The sequence below is a fragment of the Mucisphaera sp. genome (assembly GCF_965279675.1).
Taxonomy (GTDB): domain Bacteria; phylum Planctomycetota; class Phycisphaerae; order Phycisphaerales; family Phycisphaeraceae; genus Mucisphaera.
Genome location: NZ_CBDIIJ010000002.1, coordinates 1186169 through 1201001, shown reverse-complemented (window position 1 = coordinate 1201001; position 14833 = coordinate 1186169). Strand labels below are relative to the sequence as shown.

The window sequence follows — 14833 nt, the reverse complement described above, 5'->3', positions numbered from 1 at the left end:
CGCCAAAGCACGCTTGCGCTACAATGGCTCTGCTTCAAACATGACCAAGAAAAAAACCACCACCGTCATCCCGCTCGACCCGCTGCCACACCCCGAAGGCGACGACAGCCACTTCCTCAACCGCGAGATCGCCTGGCTCGAGTTCAACCGACGCGTCCTCCACGAGGCCATCGACGAACGCACACCGCTCCTCGAACGCGCCGCCTTCCTCGCCATCTTCACCTCCAACCTCGACGAATACGTCCAGAAACGCGTCGGTGCCCTCAAACGACAGATCGGCCTGGGCGTCGCCACACGAACCCCCGACGGACTCACCGCAGAACAACAACTCGAAGCCATCCGCAACGCCATCCTCCCCATGATCGAGGCACAGGCCGACTGCTACACCAAACTCGTCCGACCCCAACTCGCCGAGCAAGGCGTCCACCTCCTCAACTGGGATCAGCTCACCGACGAGGAAAAACAATTCGCCGCCGACTACTTCGACCGCAACCTCTTCCCCATCCTCACCCCCCTCGCCGTCGACCCCGGACACCCCTTTCCCTTCATGAGCAACCTCAGCCGATCACTCGGCGTCATGCTCCGACCCTCAGGCGAAGGCTCCGGCAGACGATTCCTCGATAACGAAAGACAAAGCCGACTAGGCGACGAGGCCAACCTCGAATTCGCCAGAGTCAAAATCCCCAAAGTCCTCCCCGGATGGGTCCGACTCGATACCTCCGACGGAACCAACGAACGCTTCATCCGACTCGACCAGATCATCGCACACCACCTGCCCGAACTCTTCGAAGGCATGGACATCGTCGAGATCGAACCCTTCCGCATCACACGAAACGCCGACGTCGAACGCGATGAAGAAGACGCCGAAGACCTCCTCGACCTCATCGAGCAGGAACTCCGCGACCGACGCTTCGCCAGAGTCATCCGACTCGAAGTCGACGACGACCCCTGCGTCCCCATGAACCAGTTCCTCATCGAGGAAATGGGACTCTCCGACGAAGACGTCTACCGCATGCCCGCCGAGCTCGACTACACCGACCTCTGGGCCATCCACGCCGTCAACCGACCCGACCTCAAACAGACACCCTGGACACCCACCATCCCCCCGCGCCTCGCCGACGCAGACGCCGACATCTTCTCCGTCATCCGCTCAGGCGATATCTTCGTCCACCACCCCTACGAGTCCTTCTCCGCCTCGGTCGAACGCTTCATCCGCGCCGCCGCCTCCGACCCCGCCGCCGTCGCCATCAAAGCCACCCTCTACCGAACCTCCGAAGACTCACCCTTCATCCCCGAACTCATCAAAGCCGCCGAACGCGGCAAGCAGGTCGTCTGCCTCGTCGAACTCAAGGCGCGCTTCGACGAAGAACGCAACGTCCAACTCGCACAACGACTCGAAAAAGCCGGCATCCACGTCGTCTACGGACTCGTCGGCTACAAGACCCACACCAAAACCACCCTCGTCGTCCGCCGCGAACCCGACGGCATGCGCTCCTACGCGCACATCGGCACCGGCAACTACCACTCCAAAACCGCCAACCTCTACACCGACCTCGGCCTGCTCACCTGCCGACCCGAACTCACCTCCGAACTCGTTCAGCTCTTCCACTTCCTCACCGGACGATCCGCCAAGTCCGACTTCCGGAAACTCCTGGTCGCACCCATCAACATGCGCCAGCGCTTCAACGAGATGATCGACCGCGAGATCCAGCACACCAAAGCCTGGAAAAAACGAGGCGCCAACCCCGACGACCCCGCACGACCATGCATCATCGCCAAGATGAACAGCCTCGAAGACAAGAAACTCTGCAGCCGACTCTACGAAGCCTCCCAGGCCGGCGTCCGCGTCGAACTCATCGTCCGCGGCTTCTGCTGCCTCAAACCCAACGTCCCCGGACTCTCCGACAACATCACCGTCGTCTCCGTCATCGGACGCTTCCTCGAACACTCACGCATCTACTACTTCCACAACCACCCCCTCAACCAGAACAACCCCGACACCAACAACAACCACGACCCCGATGACCCCATGCCAGGCGAGTACTACATCGGCTCCGCCGACTGGATGTACCGAAACCTCAACAACCGCGTCGAGTGCATCACACCCATCGAAGACCACGCCGCCCGACGAAAACTCGCCGAGATCATCGACATCATGCGCCACGACCAACGCCAGGCCTGGGACATGCAACCCGACGGCTCCTACATCCAGCGGCAACCCGACCCCAACAACCCAAGACCCGAAGCCACCCTCGGCACCCACCAGACCCTCATGGACCGCCACCGCCAACAGGCCGAAACCATCCGCCCCTCCACCAACGACCGCCTCACCCCAAGAACCCACAACCACAAATCCTGAGCCAACCCCAATCCCCATAGCTACGCACGCCCCGGCGAGCCGGGCCGTGCCGGCCCGGGCTGAGTGCCGACACGCCCCCCACCCAACAACCCGCCCCCGGGTGCCACCCCATTAGCCCGCCCGCAACGCGGCCCCCGCGACCCCCAAACACCCCAGACGCCTGAGATACCCCCTGCTTCAGCCCCCCCACACCCTCATCCAGCGCCAAAACATCCCCTTCTCTCAATCTCCCGCCTCACCCGTTTCTCACACCCAAACCCTTGCCCACCCCAACAAAGAAGCTAACCTGTCCCCAGGCCAACAACGCCCCGAGAAGAGAAGACCCCCGATGAAAGCCACCATCACCCCAGCCATCCTCCTGTCCGCCCTCGCCACTCCGGCTTTCGCCATCACCATCGCCAGCCAGGACTTCGAAGGCAACACCCTCGCGGACATCATCACGCAAGACACCGACCTCGGAACCGCCGCCGGAACCTTTTTTGACTCTAGCTCCGGCCTCGGCTGGTCAGTCTCCATCACCAACAACGCCAACGGCAGCAACGGCCCCATCAGCGGCACTGAAAACGGCGACCTCATCGGCGTCGTCAATAACTCCGTAACCTCCTCCAACGACCTGACCGATGCTGGCAACACCACCAATTGGTTCCATGCCGACGACGTCGACGGCCTGCTCCTCCTCACCTTCGACCCCATCGATGCCACCAACTACACCGACCTAACCCTAACCTTCGATTGGGCCGCCAACGACGCAACAGGTTTCGAACTCGCTGACACCTTCGCAGTCCAGGTCAACGGCATCGAACAGTTCTCCGTCTCCGGCGACGACCTCGAATCCACCATCAGCGATACCAAAGCCTTCACCGACAACTTCGCCCCCGTCTCCCTAGACCTCTCCGCCTTCAACCAATCCGAAATCAACATCGTCGTCAGCTTCTCCAACAACGCCGGCGACGAAGACCTCGCCTTCGACAACCTCCAACTCACCGGAAACCTCATCCCCACCCCCGCCGCCTTCACCGCCGGCCTCCTCGGCCTCGGAACCCTTCTCCTCCGCCGCTCACACTGAGCGCCGCCACCCCGGGCGCTGGTTTTCCCTAAAACCATCCATTTACTCTTGCTTTCACCGGATAAAGCTGTTTCCATACAGATTGCGTTCCGGACCCACTGAATCCACAGCGAGAGGAAAGAAGAGATGAATCGCACCCATACCCTATGCCTTGGAACCGCCGCCCTCCTGGCCGCCACCGTGCCCGCATCCGCCCTCAGCCTCGTCTTCGACCAGGGCTTCGAGACCGACACCGCCGGCTTCTTCGATGAAAACAACGGCTGGACCGGCAACGTTAACCGCGTCGCCTCCGGCACCAACGGCATCACCTCCGCCGACGGCAGCTTCCACGCCATCTTCACCCAGACCAATACACCCAACATCGGGCTCAGCGGCCCCTTTAGCCAGTTCGACGGCTACCGCACCGTCTGGCCAGGCGGCATGCTCGCCTCCATCGACATCTACCTCGACCCCGCCACCCTCGCCGCTGGCGAAGGCTTTGACTACTCCGTCGCCGCCAACGGCTCCGACGGCAGCCACCAACGCGACTTCATCTTCCACGTCACCAAAGACACCAGCACCGGCGACCTCCTCGTCGGCGGAAGCAACAACACCAACTTCGACCCCAGAGAAGACCTCGAAACCATCAACAACATCGCCCTCGGATCCGCCGGCTGGTACACCTTCGAGCACGCCTTCTACGACGCCGGCGACGGCAGCCTCGCCGTCGATCTCAACCTCCGCAACGCCGCCGGCACCCTGCTCTTCACCGAAACCCGTAACTCCGCCCTCGACGTCATCGCCACCGAAATAGGCGGCAACCGCTACAGCTGGTTCACCAACATCGACGTCGCAGGCGGCATCGCCGTCGATAACGCCCAACTCTCCGTCGTTCCCACCCCCGCCGCCTTCGGAGCCGGCCTCATCGGCATGGGTGCCGTCCTGCTCCGCCGCAGATAAAACACCCACACCCCGCAAACAACCCAGACACCCACCAGACCCGCGCAAGCGGGTCTTTCTCTATCCAAAACCCCACATCGGGACAACACCTAACGACATAAACCCCACAATCCCCTTGCGTAATGCCATAAATCCATTAGTCTTAAGCAACCGCAGAGAAGAAGGCCCTACCGGGCAACTACCCAAAATTCCGAGAGGATGAACAGATGAACAAGTTCGCGCTATTGCTCGCCACCGCCACCTGCGTAGCAGGCATCAGCCAGGCTCAGGCACTCACCGTTACCCAGACCACCCGTGACACCCTCAACACCCCCTTCACGCCCGGCACCGGCAACCTCAGCGACGACTTCGCGATCACCCGTATCGTCGAAACCAACGTCAACAACAACAACATCGAAATCGGCATCAAGGGCAAGCAGCGCTTCCAGGGCCAGGCCGGCGTCGGTGGCTCCGGCACGCTCTACACCGTCCAGCCCGGCATCTCCACCGTCAGCGGTACCGACTTAACGCCGGATCCCACTCGCGCCTGGTGGAACTTCGACTACTCCATTGACCTCGGCGAGCGCAACTTCGAAAACACCGACGTCGTCCTTACCATCATCGACCCCGAAGCCGATACCTACACCCTCGACTTCGGTCCTGCCATTGACTTCGAATTCGGTTCCGGAACCGCAGCCACCCTTTCTGTCATCCAGAACTCATGGAACATCGGCTTCGACTTCATCAACACCGGCGGCCTCGGCACCTTCCAGCCCAACCTTGCCGGCGATTATGAAATCTCCATCAGTGTGAGCGATGCCGCTTCGACAACACTGCTCGGCTCCCAGAGCATCACTGTTCGGGTCGTCCCCACCCCCGCCGCCTTCGGAGCCGGCCTCATCGGCATGGGTGCAGTTCTCCTCCGCCGCCGCACGGCCTGATAGCCCCGACATCGAAATCCACGCAGGACCATCACCCCACGGTGATGGTCCTGTCTTTTTTGACGCATCACCCATCCGAACCGTGCGCAAATCCGCCAGCCAGATCGGGCCACGCCCCAGCCACCCCGTGCGCCGTCACCCGGCCAAAGCGCGCGCACACCCCCCAAAAAAGCGCCTAGAATCAGCACGAAACCAAACGATTCCGACCCAAAACGGACAAAAACGGGCCAAAACCGACCCGCAACCCACCCCATTGGAACACCCGCCATGCACATGAAGGCCGCCAAAGTCACCGGGCCCAAAACCGTCCCCATCAAGTTCATCCTCGAAGACCCCGAACCCCTCACCGGCAACCAGGAGAAAGAACTCGACCTCAAAGCCGCCGTCGGACAGTCCGTCCTCGAAGTCGCTCTTGACAACGGCATCGGCATCGAACACGCCTGTGGCGGGGTCTGCGCCTGCTCCACCTGCCACGTCTACCTCGAACAAGGCGAAGAGCTCTTCAACGAGGCCGAAGACGAAGAACTCGACCGCGTCGAAGAAGCGCCCGGCATCCAGATGAACTCCAGGCTCTCCTGCCAGTGCCGTATCCAGGAAGAAGGCGAAATCGTCGTCAAAGTCCCCGCCTGGAACCGCAACGCCGTCAAAGAAGTCCCCCACTAGCCCCAACCCCCGGCGAGCCGGGACCGTGTCGGCCCGGGTCACCCAAACCCACATCACGCCTATCGGGTGCTAGCCAAACACCTCCAACAACCGCCCCGCCATCCGCCGATTCAGCGCATGACCCGACTTCCACGCCGACACACGCCCCACAATCGGCCGCCCCGCCAGCGATAGATCCCCCATCAGATCCAGCAGCTTGTGCCTCACCGGCTCGTCCGCGAACCGCAGCTCGTTAGGCGGCAACACGCCCCCAACCCCAAACACCACCAGCGTCGCCGCCGTCAGGTGCTTTCCCAGCCCCATTGCCTGCAACGCCTCCGCCTCCGCCTCAAGCACAAACGTTCGCGCAGGTGCCACCTCCGCTCCGTAATCATCCACCCCCCCCCGATACACCGCCCGACCCGCCTTCAGAACCGGGTGATCCCCATAATCCAGGTCATACGACAACGATGGCCCCTCGCCCGCCGCCAGGGGCTCCACCACCACCCGGCTGTCACCCTCCAACACCTCTACCCGCTCCGTCACCACCAACGGCTCCAGCTCGCCCTCCAAATCCACCAACCCCACCCGCCCGATCGCCTCCACAAACGCCAGCGACGACCCATCAAACGACGGCACCTCCGCCGCATCCAACGCGATCACCACGTCCGTCACACCCAGCCCACTCACCGCCGACAGCACGTGCTCCACCGTCTCCACCGTCACCTCCGGCCGCCCCGCCGCCGCCAAGGCCGTCCGCCTCGGCTGATCCACCGCCCGTGACACCAACGCCGGAATCTCCACACCCCCCACATCCGTCCGCACAAACACCACCCCACGACCCGCCTCAGCCGGCCGCAGACGCATCGCCACAGGCACACTCGAAAACAGCCCCACGTCCTTCAGCGTCACCTCACCCGCCAGCGTCCGTCGCCCACATCGTCCATCCATCCCCGCAGCATAGATCATCCGCGCCCCTCGTCCCCGAGCTCTTCTTCTTCGAGATCGTAACTCAGCGCCTCCGCCGTCAGCAGATCCTCCTCCTCATCAGGCGGCAACTCCTCGTAATCCGCCTCATCCCACGGATCCTCACCCACATCCCACTTGTCCCGCCACGCTCGCCCCACCACACCGATCAGCTTAACCAGCACATAAAAGTACCCAACCAGCGCAACAAGCCCGAACACCAGATCCTGCGTGAAAACCCACGGCACCACCGGCAGCACAAACACCCAGCCGATCAGAATCAGCAGCCACGACCAGGGCGTCCGACTCCCCGCTTGCGCTGGAATCGCTCCCAGCCCCAGCGTGCTCGTGATCGCCGAATACCCGCACGATGGGCACGACACCCCACCCTCCAGCTCCACCATGCACTGCGGGCACAGCAACGACTCGGATGTCCCGCGGCCTTCCGAATCAGCCAAACCGCACGCCCCTCATCTCACGACCGAACATCCCCGCCCTCCAGTTCATAACTCAGCGCCTCCGCCGTCAGCAGGTCTTCTTCCAGCTCAGGCGGTAGTTCTGGCTCACCAGCCTCGGACGCCCGTTGCTCCTCCTGCCGCTGCCGCAGGTAGTGCGCCGTCACACGCCAGAGAATCATCAGGTAAACCAGGCCGATCGCGATGCCGAAGGGACCCGCCGCAAACGCAAAGAACATCGGCAGACAAAGCATCCACATCCCCACCACCACCATCGGCCGCGCCGGACCCTCACTCGCCTGCCGATAGACCGAGCCCGCCGTCAGCACCTGCCCGAAAGGATCGATCGCCGCATGCGCCGTGATCGGCCGGGCACAGTCCGGACAGAAATGATCGAGCTTGCCCACCGGACGCAGACAATGCGGGCACAGATCCTGACCCTCATCGATCCGCTCACCGGGCTTCTGCATAACAACCTCCGATCACCATCAGAAGTGTAGGCCCACGCCCCTCGGCACCCAAGATATTTCTTAACCGAAGCCTACTTCGGCTCACCCAGCAACGGCCGCACCTGACCCGCGTTTTCTTCCAGCAGCTGCTGCGCCTTCTCCACGTCCAGGTCCCGACCCGCCATCACCAGCGCCAGCTTCACCCGGCCATGCGCCGCATGCAGCACCTCCAGCGCCTTGTCACGCGTCAGCCCCGGGTTCTGACCCATCAGGATCCGGATCGCCCGATCCACCAGCTTCGCGTTCTTGATCTGCAGGTCGATCATCAGGTTCCCCCAGACCTTCCCGAGCCGAACCATCGTCGCCGTCGTGATCATGTTCAGCGCGAGCTTGGTCGCCGTCCCCGCCTTCATCCGCGTCGAACCCGTCACCACCTCCGGACCCACCAGCAACTCCACCGGGAAGTCCAGCTTGTCCAACGGCAGGTCCGCCGGCAGGTCCTCGATCGACACGCAGCTCACCAGACCCGTCGAAGCCCCCCGAGCCTTGGCGTGCTCGATCGCGCCCCAGACATAAGGCGTCGTTCCGCCCGCAGCAATCCCCACGAACGTGTCGTTCGGCCCCAGACCGATCCGCTCGAAGTGCGGCAGAATCTCATCCGGATCATCCTCAGCACCCTCAACCGCCACACGCAGCGCCGTGTCCCCGCCACACATGATCCCGATCACATCGTTCGGGTCGCAGTGATACGTCGGCGGGCACTCCGACGCATCCAGCACCCCCAGCCGGCCCGACGTGCCCGCTCCCGAGTAGACCAGCGAGCCCCCCTTCTTGTGCCCCTCCACCACCCGGTCGACCAGCCTGGTGATCTGCGGGATCGCCTCGCGCACCGCGCGATGCACCGTCGCATCCTGATCGTTGATGACCTCCAGCACCTCCGACGTCGACAGCGTGTCCAGCCGCGCCGCCGCATCCAGACGCTGCTCCGTGAGGAGATGACCGCGGTCTTCCGATGGCTGCATGTTGGGGAGCGTCGATGCCACGGCAGGCCTCACTTCGTCTAGAGGGTGAAGTCTTCTTCTCAAACAGAACCAGCACAAGACACGGGCAGCCCATGCCACGGTCTTATAGTTCTTACATACTTCCTAGGATTCTACCCCAGATCGGGCGTAGGCCAAGCCCAACTTCCCGCCACGCCCGGATTTTGAGCGCCGGTCACCGCCTCAAGCGTCACAGGCACCCCGTCAGAGCTTAGCAGCCCCAGAATCGCGAACTCCGCCGCCTCCCGGGCCTCGCCCGGAATCCCGAGATCCTGCGAAAGCCGCCAGATATCGGGATGCTGGGAGGCCTGGGCAATCTGGGCCGTCAGCCCCGGGTTCAGGCTCCCGCCACCGGCCAGAATCGCCCGCTCCACGCCCTCAGGATCGATCTTCGCCACCAGCTGCCGGGCAATCGACGCCGCACTCGACGCCAGCCAGTCCTCCGCTGAGACATCCGGGTTCCCCGCCAGCAGCCCCTTGATCCACGCCTCGCCAAACTGCTCCCGCCCCAGCGACTGCGGGCCCTCGAAACGCTGCTCCAGCGCCTGTACCAGACCCGCTTCGATCGAGGCCACCACCGGCTCCAGCACCCGCCCGGCCCGCGTCGCCTGCCCATCCTTGTCATAAGCCTTGTTCAGCAGCACCCGAGCCATGCCATCCATCAGCAGGTTGCAGGGACACAGGTCCTCGGCCCGGATTTCCCCCAGACCCGCCGAGCCTTCCGCCGCAGGAAACGACAGCGTGTAGTTGCACACCCCGCCAAGGTTCACCACCGCCAGCCGCTCGCCTCGCCCGTACAGGATCGGGTCGGCGATCGGCGTGATCGGGGCCCCCTGCCCCCCAGCGATCAGGTCGGCCTGCCGGAGGTCATAAACCACCGGGATGCCCAGCCGCCTGACGATCGGCCAGGGATCGAACAGCTGCCAGGACAGCCCCTCATCCCCCAGATGCCAGAGCGTCTGCCCGTGGGCCGCCACCAGATCGACCGCCAGGTCCCCGTCCTGCCCGGCCAGCAGCTCCTCCACCCCCTGCGCGTAGAGCTCGCCGACCGCCCGGCCGGCCCGGAGAAAATCCCATGCCGGATGCGGTCTGCCCTCGGCCAGGCTCCGCAGCAGATCGGCGAGCTGGGGATCCAGGTCGACCGCGTGATGCGCGACCAGCGACGCCGACATCCCCAGCCCATGCCCGGTCACCCGCACGAGCGCCGCATCCAGCCCGTCCAGGCTCGTGCCCGTCATGCAGCCGATGGCGTACCGAACCTCTGAACCGTCGTTCCCCAGCGTCGAAGCCGCGACCACCGGCTCACTCACTGGCCGGCTCGTCGTTGGTCTGCTCGTTGTTTTCTTCGTTGTTGTTGTTGTTCCGCCGGAAGAGGTTGCCGACGGCGTTGCCGACATCACGGCCGGCGTTTTCGAGGTTGTCGCCGATGTTGTCCAGCGTCCCTCGCGCCCCTTCCCCGCCGCTGAGCACTTCCTGAACCGCGGCCTTGCCGGCGTCACCCAGGCCTTTGACGGCGGCCTTGGACGCGTCGCCCACCGAGTCCAGGCCCTCCTCAAGCGACCCGAGCGCAATGGCCGGGAGCAGGTCGGCCCCCTGCCTGAGCACGGCACTCAGGATGGCCCGGGTGATGACGCCAGTCAGCTGCCCGATCATCGGGCCCTGATCGGCGTCGCTGCGGAAGTCGGTGAGGACGATCGGCGGGAGATTCACCTGCACCGTCCGCTGCTGGCTGCCGGTCAGCTTCACGTCGGCGTCGGCCTTGACGTTGCGGATGTCGATCTTGTCCACAGCGATCGCCTGGGTCGAAGGCTCGGCCGGCTGTGCGGTGTCCCCCGATGAGAAGCGTTCGAGGTTCGCCAGGATCACGTCGTAGTTGTTCTGCTCGTCGCGGATTTCGAGGGAGACGTCGAAGCCGTCGATCGCCAGCAGCCCGACCTGCACGAGGTCGGAGGTCAGGGTGGAGGTATCCACCTTCACCTGCGCGTGCTGGAGGTTCATGAAGGGCTTCTCGGAGAAGCCTTCGGGGTTGGCGACGTTGAGGTTGGTGAGCGTCAGCTCGCCGGCGAAGATGTCGAGGTTGACGCTGTCGATCGTGGTTTCGACGCCCAGCGCGTAGGTCCCGCCCTGCTCGACGGCGTGCTTGAGGGCGGTGTTGAGGTTGAAGAAGAGGATCAGCAACGCGATGACGATCAGGCCGAAGATGCCGGCGACGATGCCGAGGGTCCAGCGGATGGCGGGTTTCATGAGTTGTTTTCCCTTGTGGTGACGTTCGTTTCGGACCCACAATCGTATCATCCGAGCATGACCGCACCTTCATCCATTCCTGATTTTGCAACCCCGGCTTCTGTGTGGATGGCGCGGGCGCTGAGCCTGGCCGAGCGGGGTCTGGGTTTCGTGGAACCGAATCCGATGGTCGGCGCAGTGGTGGTTTTGGAGGGGCGGGTGGTGGGGGAGGGTTGGCATCGGCGTTTTGGGGGGTCTCACGCGGAGGTGGAGGCGCTGGGTGATGCGCGGCGTCGGGGTCATGATGTGCGCGGGGCGACGTGTTATGTGACGCTGGAGCCTTGTGCGCACGTGGGGAAGACGGGGCCGTGTGCGGTGGCGCTTCGGGAGGCGGGGGTGGCGCGGGTGGTGGCGGCGATGGAGGATCCGTACGTCGAGGTGTCGGGGGGTGGGTTTGCGATTCTGAAGGAGGCGGGGATCGCGGTGGAGGTGGGGGATGGTTGGGTGGCGGCGCAGCGGCTGAACCGGTCGTGGCTGAAGCGGCTGCGGACTGGGTTGCCGTGGGTGATCGCGAAGTGGGCGCAGACGGTGGATGGGAAGATCGCGACGCGGACGGGGGACAGTCAGTGGATCAGCAACGAGGCGTCGCGGGAGCGGGTGCATGAGCTGCGGGCGCGGGTGGATGCGGTGATGGTGGGTGTGGGGACGGCGGTGGCGGATGATCCTTCGCTGACGGCGCGCGGGGTTGAGGTGAAGCGGGTGGCGCGGCGGGTGGTGGTGGATCCGAAGGGGCGGCTGCCGAAGACGGCGAAGCTCTTGAATGATGGTGGGCCGGAGGTAGTAGTGGTGGATGATCCGGAGCGCGGGCTGCGGCGGCTGGTGGAGGAGCATGAAGCGGCGAATGTGCTGGTGGAGGGTGGGTCGCGGTTGATGGGGTCGATGTTTGAGGCGGGGCTGATTGATGAGGTGTGGGTGTTTGTGGGGCCGAAGATGCTTGGGGACGCGGCGGGGTTGAGTGCGGTGACGGGGGCGGAGCGGGCGGTGATGGGGGAGGCGAAGGGGTTGGTGTTGGAGGGGGTGGAGGCGATTGGGGGGGATGTGTTGGTGCGGTATGTGGTGGGTGGGGATTGATTGGTCACGACTTATCTGCCTGCGGCGGACAAAGTCGTGCATCCGATAGTCACGTGGATTGGCTCGGGCCGACACGGCCCGGCTCACCGGATGAGATGTTTGGTTCTGTGGGCACGCGGCCCGCCTTCGGCGGATCTACGACGTGCCCACAGCCACCCATGTTTGAAGGTGGCGGCACGGCTTTTCCGCCTGCGGCGGAAGAACCCGTGGCACCCGGCGCATCTTGGTGGTGGCCTCGGCCGCGTCGCGACCGGGCTTATGACTGGCCGGGCTTGCTCGTGACCGGGTTAGGGGTTGATGGGGGCGACGACGATTCGGTTGCCGTGGATTTCGGTGATTTTGATGGGGGTTCCCTGGGTGAGGAATTCGCCATCGGTGACGGCGTCGATGCGTTGTCCGAGGATTTCGACTTCGCCGGCGGGTCTCATGACGGCGGAGGCGACGGTGCCGGTGTGTCCGACCTCGAGGGTTCCGACGCCGAGGACTTCGTCGCCGGCGATGTGTTCGGAGGGTGGTCCGATGGGTTGGGGTTCGTTGAGGACGAGCCGGTTGATGAGGGGGATTTCCTTGATGAATCTTGAGAGGAGGAAGGCGGCGGTGCCGGCGAGTGCGCCGCCCAGGACGAGGGCGGCGAGGGCACCGGCGAGCTGGTTCCAGTAGGCGGGGTCGGTGACGCCTAGGGGCGAGGCGCCGGAGGGGAGGACGGAGACGACGATAGCGACGACCATCATGGCGAGTCCGGCGGCGCCGAGGAATCCGAAGCCGATGAGGAAGAGGAGGTCGGTGACGAGGAGGAGGAGTCCGGCGGCGAAGAGGATGAGATGCCAGATGGCGGCGAGGCCGAGGATGAGGGGGGCGCCGAAGAGACCGGCGAGGGCGAGGACGGCGACGAGTCCTGGGAGGGAGAGTCCGGGGGCGGCGAGTTCGAGGAGGACGCCTATGAGGAAGATGGCGATGAGGATGCCGCGGACCCACCATTGGGAGAGGAAGAGGGCGGCGGCTTCGGCATAGGAGTTGTTGACGACGATGAGGTCGGCGGCCTGAAGGTCGGCCATGAGGGCGGTGGTGTTGTCAATGGTGGCGCGGCTGAGGCCGATGTCGCGGGCGCGGATGTCCTTGATGGTGAGGAGGGATCTGCCGTCGTGGATGCGTCCATCGGGGATGGCGGTGCCTGAGGGCAGGACGTTGACGGGGAGCCATTTGCCGAGGTCGTTGTTGGTGGCGATTTCCTGGGTGGGTTCGCCGACGGTGGAGGGGTCGGGGGTGTTGCCGGAGAACTGCTGGAGTCCCTGGGACAGTTGGCGGGCAAGGGTGGGCGAGCCGTGGACCATGAGCTGGTAGTCGATCTGGTTGACGAGTCGTCGTTCGCCGGTTTCGGGGTTTTCGATGAGGTAGACCTCGACGCCCAGGACGCACATGGCGTGGAAGGGTGCGTAGTCGTAGCCGTTGCGGGTGGCGTTGTCGCGGAACTCGGCGAGGAGGGGCGAGAGGGCTTTGGCGCGTTCGGTGGCTCCGAGGTTGCCGTCGATGGGTGAGATGGGCGCGGAGTCGCCGATGGTGGCGGAGGTGGCCATGACGAGCTCGTCGGCGGCGGAGGCGATGAGGATGCCCGCGGAGTAGGCGTCGGGGTTGATCCATGCGACGGTTGGGACGGGTATGGATTTGATGTAGCGGGAGATGCGGAGGGCTGCGACGAGTTCGCCGCCTGGGGTATCTAGTTCGAAGACGATGACGGTGGCGCCCTGGGCGAGGGCGCGTTCGGTGCGTCGTTTGATGAGTTCTTCGAGGGTTCCTCGGATGACGCCTTGGATGGGGAGGATGGCGATCTTGCCGCCTGGCGGGATGACGGTGGGTTTGGGGGCGACGGGCTGGAGGGCGTTGGTGGCTGGGGTGGCTCCGGGTGTGGAGGCGGTGACGGTGTTGGTGGTGGGCGTGGTGGTCTGCGCGAGGGCGGAGGCGAGGAGGAGGGTGAAGGCCAGGATGAGGAGGAGGGGGCGGGGGTTCATGGTGTGGTTAGTTTAGGTCTTTGGCTGGGTCGGGGAGGGGTTGGGGGATGCCTGGGGTGGTGAAGGCGTAGGCGGTGATGTCGGTGCCGGGTTGACGGTCGCGGCCGTCTTCGGCGTAGCGGCGGCCGTTGTTGTCGGTGAGGTCGTCGCCGAGCGAGTAGATGATGACGCCGAAGGGGCTCGGGGTGAGTTTGAGGGGCTGGCCGGGGTTGAAGGGGTCTTCGGGGATGGCGGGTAGGTAGTCGGGGACGAGTTGGTCGAGGGTGGTTGGGAAGGTGTTGTGGTCGAGGTGGTAGCGGTCGGTGGCGAGGGCGGTGAGGTTTACGCGGCGGAGGGCTCGGCCGTGTTGCAGGCTCAGGTAGCTGCGGTGTAGTGGCTTGAACTGTTCCCAGTCATAACCATCCGGGTCGGTGGATACTTTTTCCTGTTTTGCGGCGTAGATTGGTGTTTTCATCCCCCGGGTGTCATGAATAAAGCGATTAGCGGAGGCCAGGGCGTCGGCGTGGTGCCGAGTCTTATTGGTGTCGGGTACCTCGGGTACTCGGATATTATCTGAGAGTACGTTAGTGTTACCCGAGAGAATCTCGTTGGTCAGGGCTCGCTCATGGTGTAGGGCCCTTGTGAAGTTTTCTGGCTC

General features: G+C 64.2%; 14 protein-coding genes. 6 read left to right on the top strand and 8 right to left on the bottom strand.

The genetic code is table 11. From position 1 onward, the window contains the following. Positions 1-40: 40 nt before the first annotated feature. The 5 genes from ppk1 to ACQZAB_RS05260 all read left to right on the top strand — a co-directional run bounded on the left by ppk1 (position 41) and on the right by ACQZAB_RS05260 (position 5947). Positions 41-2359, top strand: a complete 2319-nt coding sequence (gene ppk1 / locus ACQZAB_RS05280) for a polyphosphate kinase 1 (protein WP_428387739.1) — start codon at positions 41-43, stop codon at positions 2357-2359. 328 nt (positions 2360-2687) lie between these two features. Next, a complete protein-coding gene (locus ACQZAB_RS05275) occupies positions 2688-3425 on the top strand; it encodes a hypothetical protein (protein WP_428387737.1) in 738 nt (245 codons plus the stop codon). 126 nt (positions 3426-3551) lie between these two features. Further along, positions 3552-4364, top strand: a complete 813-nt coding sequence (locus ACQZAB_RS05270) for a hypothetical protein (protein WP_428387736.1) — start codon at positions 3552-3554, stop codon at positions 4362-4364. A gap of 206 nt (positions 4365-4570) precedes the next feature. After that, positions 4571-5284, top strand: a complete 714-nt coding sequence (locus ACQZAB_RS05265) for a hypothetical protein (RefSeq protein ID WP_428387734.1) — start codon at positions 4571-4573, stop codon at positions 5282-5284. A gap of 267 nt (positions 5285-5551) precedes the next feature. Next, positions 5552-5947, top strand: a complete 396-nt coding sequence (locus tag ACQZAB_RS05260; RefSeq protein ID WP_428387732.1) for a 2Fe-2S iron-sulfur cluster-binding protein — start codon at positions 5552-5554, stop codon at positions 5945-5947. A 69-nt stretch (positions 5948-6016) separates the two neighbouring features. On the opposite strand, the gene lpxC is transcribed toward ACQZAB_RS05260, so the two are convergent. From lpxC to ACQZAB_RS05230, 6 genes are all read right to left on the bottom strand, one after another. Next, complete coding sequence (gene lpxC / locus ACQZAB_RS05255) at positions 6017-6877, bottom strand: UDP-3-O-acyl-N-acetylglucosamine deacetylase (protein ID WP_428387730.1); 861 nt, start codon at positions 6875-6877, stop codon at positions 6017-6019. 14 nt (positions 6878-6891) lie between these two features. Then, the gene (locus ACQZAB_RS05250; RefSeq protein ID WP_428387728.1) at positions 6892-7350 is read right to left on the bottom strand and encodes a hypothetical protein; all 459 of its coding nucleotides are present in this window, start codon (positions 7348-7350) and stop codon (positions 6892-6894) included. 17 nt (positions 7351-7367) lie between these two features. Next, positions 7368-7817 carry a hypothetical protein gene (locus ACQZAB_RS05245; RefSeq protein WP_428387726.1) on the bottom strand — a complete coding sequence of 150 codons (450 nt, stop codon included), beginning with the start codon at positions 7815-7817 and terminating at the stop codon, positions 7368-7370. 71 nt (positions 7818-7888) lie between these two features. Beyond that, complete coding sequence (murQ, locus tag ACQZAB_RS05240) at positions 7889-8818, bottom strand: N-acetylmuramic acid 6-phosphate etherase (RefSeq protein ID WP_428387724.1); 930 nt, start codon at positions 8816-8818, stop codon at positions 7889-7891. Positions 8819-8949: 131 nt separating this feature from the next. Continuing rightward, the gene (locus tag ACQZAB_RS05235) at positions 8950-10146 is read right to left on the bottom strand and encodes an anhydro-N-acetylmuramic acid kinase (RefSeq protein WP_428387722.1); all 1197 of its coding nucleotides are present in this window, start codon (positions 10144-10146) and stop codon (positions 8950-8952) included. After that, positions 10139-11080 (bottom strand): AsmA family protein, encoded by a 942-nt coding sequence (locus ACQZAB_RS05230; protein WP_428387720.1) that lies wholly within the window; start codon positions 11078-11080, stop codon positions 10139-10141. Before ACQZAB_RS05230 ends, ACQZAB_RS05235 begins: the two co-directional genes overlap by 8 nt. A gap of 57 nt (positions 11081-11137) precedes the next feature. Between ACQZAB_RS05230 and ribD the strand changes: the two genes are divergently transcribed. After that, on the top strand, positions 11138-12190 hold the full coding sequence (ribD, locus tag ACQZAB_RS05225) for a bifunctional diaminohydroxyphosphoribosylaminopyrimidine deaminase/5-amino-6-(5-phosphoribosylamino)uracil reductase RibD (RefSeq protein WP_428387718.1): 1053 nt from the start codon (positions 11138-11140) through the stop codon (positions 12188-12190). Between the two features lie 287 nt (positions 12191-12477). On the opposite strand, the gene ACQZAB_RS05220 is transcribed toward ribD, so the two are convergent. Next, positions 12478-14196 carry an NfeD family protein gene (locus ACQZAB_RS05220; RefSeq protein WP_428387716.1) on the bottom strand — a complete coding sequence of 573 codons (1719 nt, stop codon included), beginning with the start codon at positions 14194-14196 and terminating at the stop codon, positions 12478-12480. A 7-nt stretch (positions 14197-14203) separates the two neighbouring features. Then, the gene (locus ACQZAB_RS05215; protein WP_428387714.1) at positions 14204-14650 is read right to left on the bottom strand and encodes a hypothetical protein; all 447 of its coding nucleotides are present in this window, start codon (positions 14648-14650) and stop codon (positions 14204-14206) included. Positions 14651-14833: the final 183 nt, after the last annotated feature.

Coding starts and splice junctions, on each gene's coding strand:
- ppk1 (WP_428387739.1), top strand. CDS start 41: ATGACCAAGAAAAAAACCACCACCGTCATCCCGCTCGACCCGCTGCCA.
- ACQZAB_RS05275 (WP_428387737.1), top strand. CDS start 2,688: ATGAAAGCCACCATCACCCCAGCCATCCTCCTGTCCGCCCTCGCCACT.
- ACQZAB_RS05270 (WP_428387736.1), top strand. CDS start 3,552: ATGAATCGCACCCATACCCTATGCCTTGGAACCGCCGCCCTCCTGGCC.
- ACQZAB_RS05265 (WP_428387734.1), top strand. CDS start 4,571: ATGAACAAGTTCGCGCTATTGCTCGCCACCGCCACCTGCGTAGCAGGC.
- ACQZAB_RS05260 (WP_428387732.1), top strand. CDS start 5,552: ATGCACATGAAGGCCGCCAAAGTCACCGGGCCCAAAACCGTCCCCATC.
- lpxC (WP_428387730.1), bottom strand. CDS start 6,877: ATGGATGGACGATGTGGGCGACGGACGCTGGCGGGTGAGGTGACGCTG.
- ACQZAB_RS05245 (WP_428387726.1), bottom strand. CDS start 7,817: ATGCAGAAGCCCGGTGAGCGGATCGATGAGGGTCAGGATCTGTGCCCG.
- murQ (WP_428387724.1), bottom strand. CDS start 8,818: ATGCAGCCATCGGAAGACCGCGGTCATCTCCTCACGGAGCAGCGTCTG.
- ACQZAB_RS05230 (WP_428387720.1), bottom strand. CDS start 11,080: ATGAAACCCGCCATCCGCTGGACCCTCGGCATCGTCGCCGGCATCTTC.
- ribD (WP_428387718.1), top strand. CDS start 11,138: ATGACCGCACCTTCATCCATTCCTGATTTTGCAACCCCGGCTTCTGTG.
- ACQZAB_RS05220 (WP_428387716.1), bottom strand. CDS start 14,196: ATGAACCCCCGCCCCCTCCTCCTCATCCTGGCCTTCACCCTCCTCCTC.
- ACQZAB_RS05215 (WP_428387714.1), bottom strand. CDS start 14,650: ATGAAAACACCAATCTACGCCGCAAAACAGGAAAAAGTATCCACCGAC.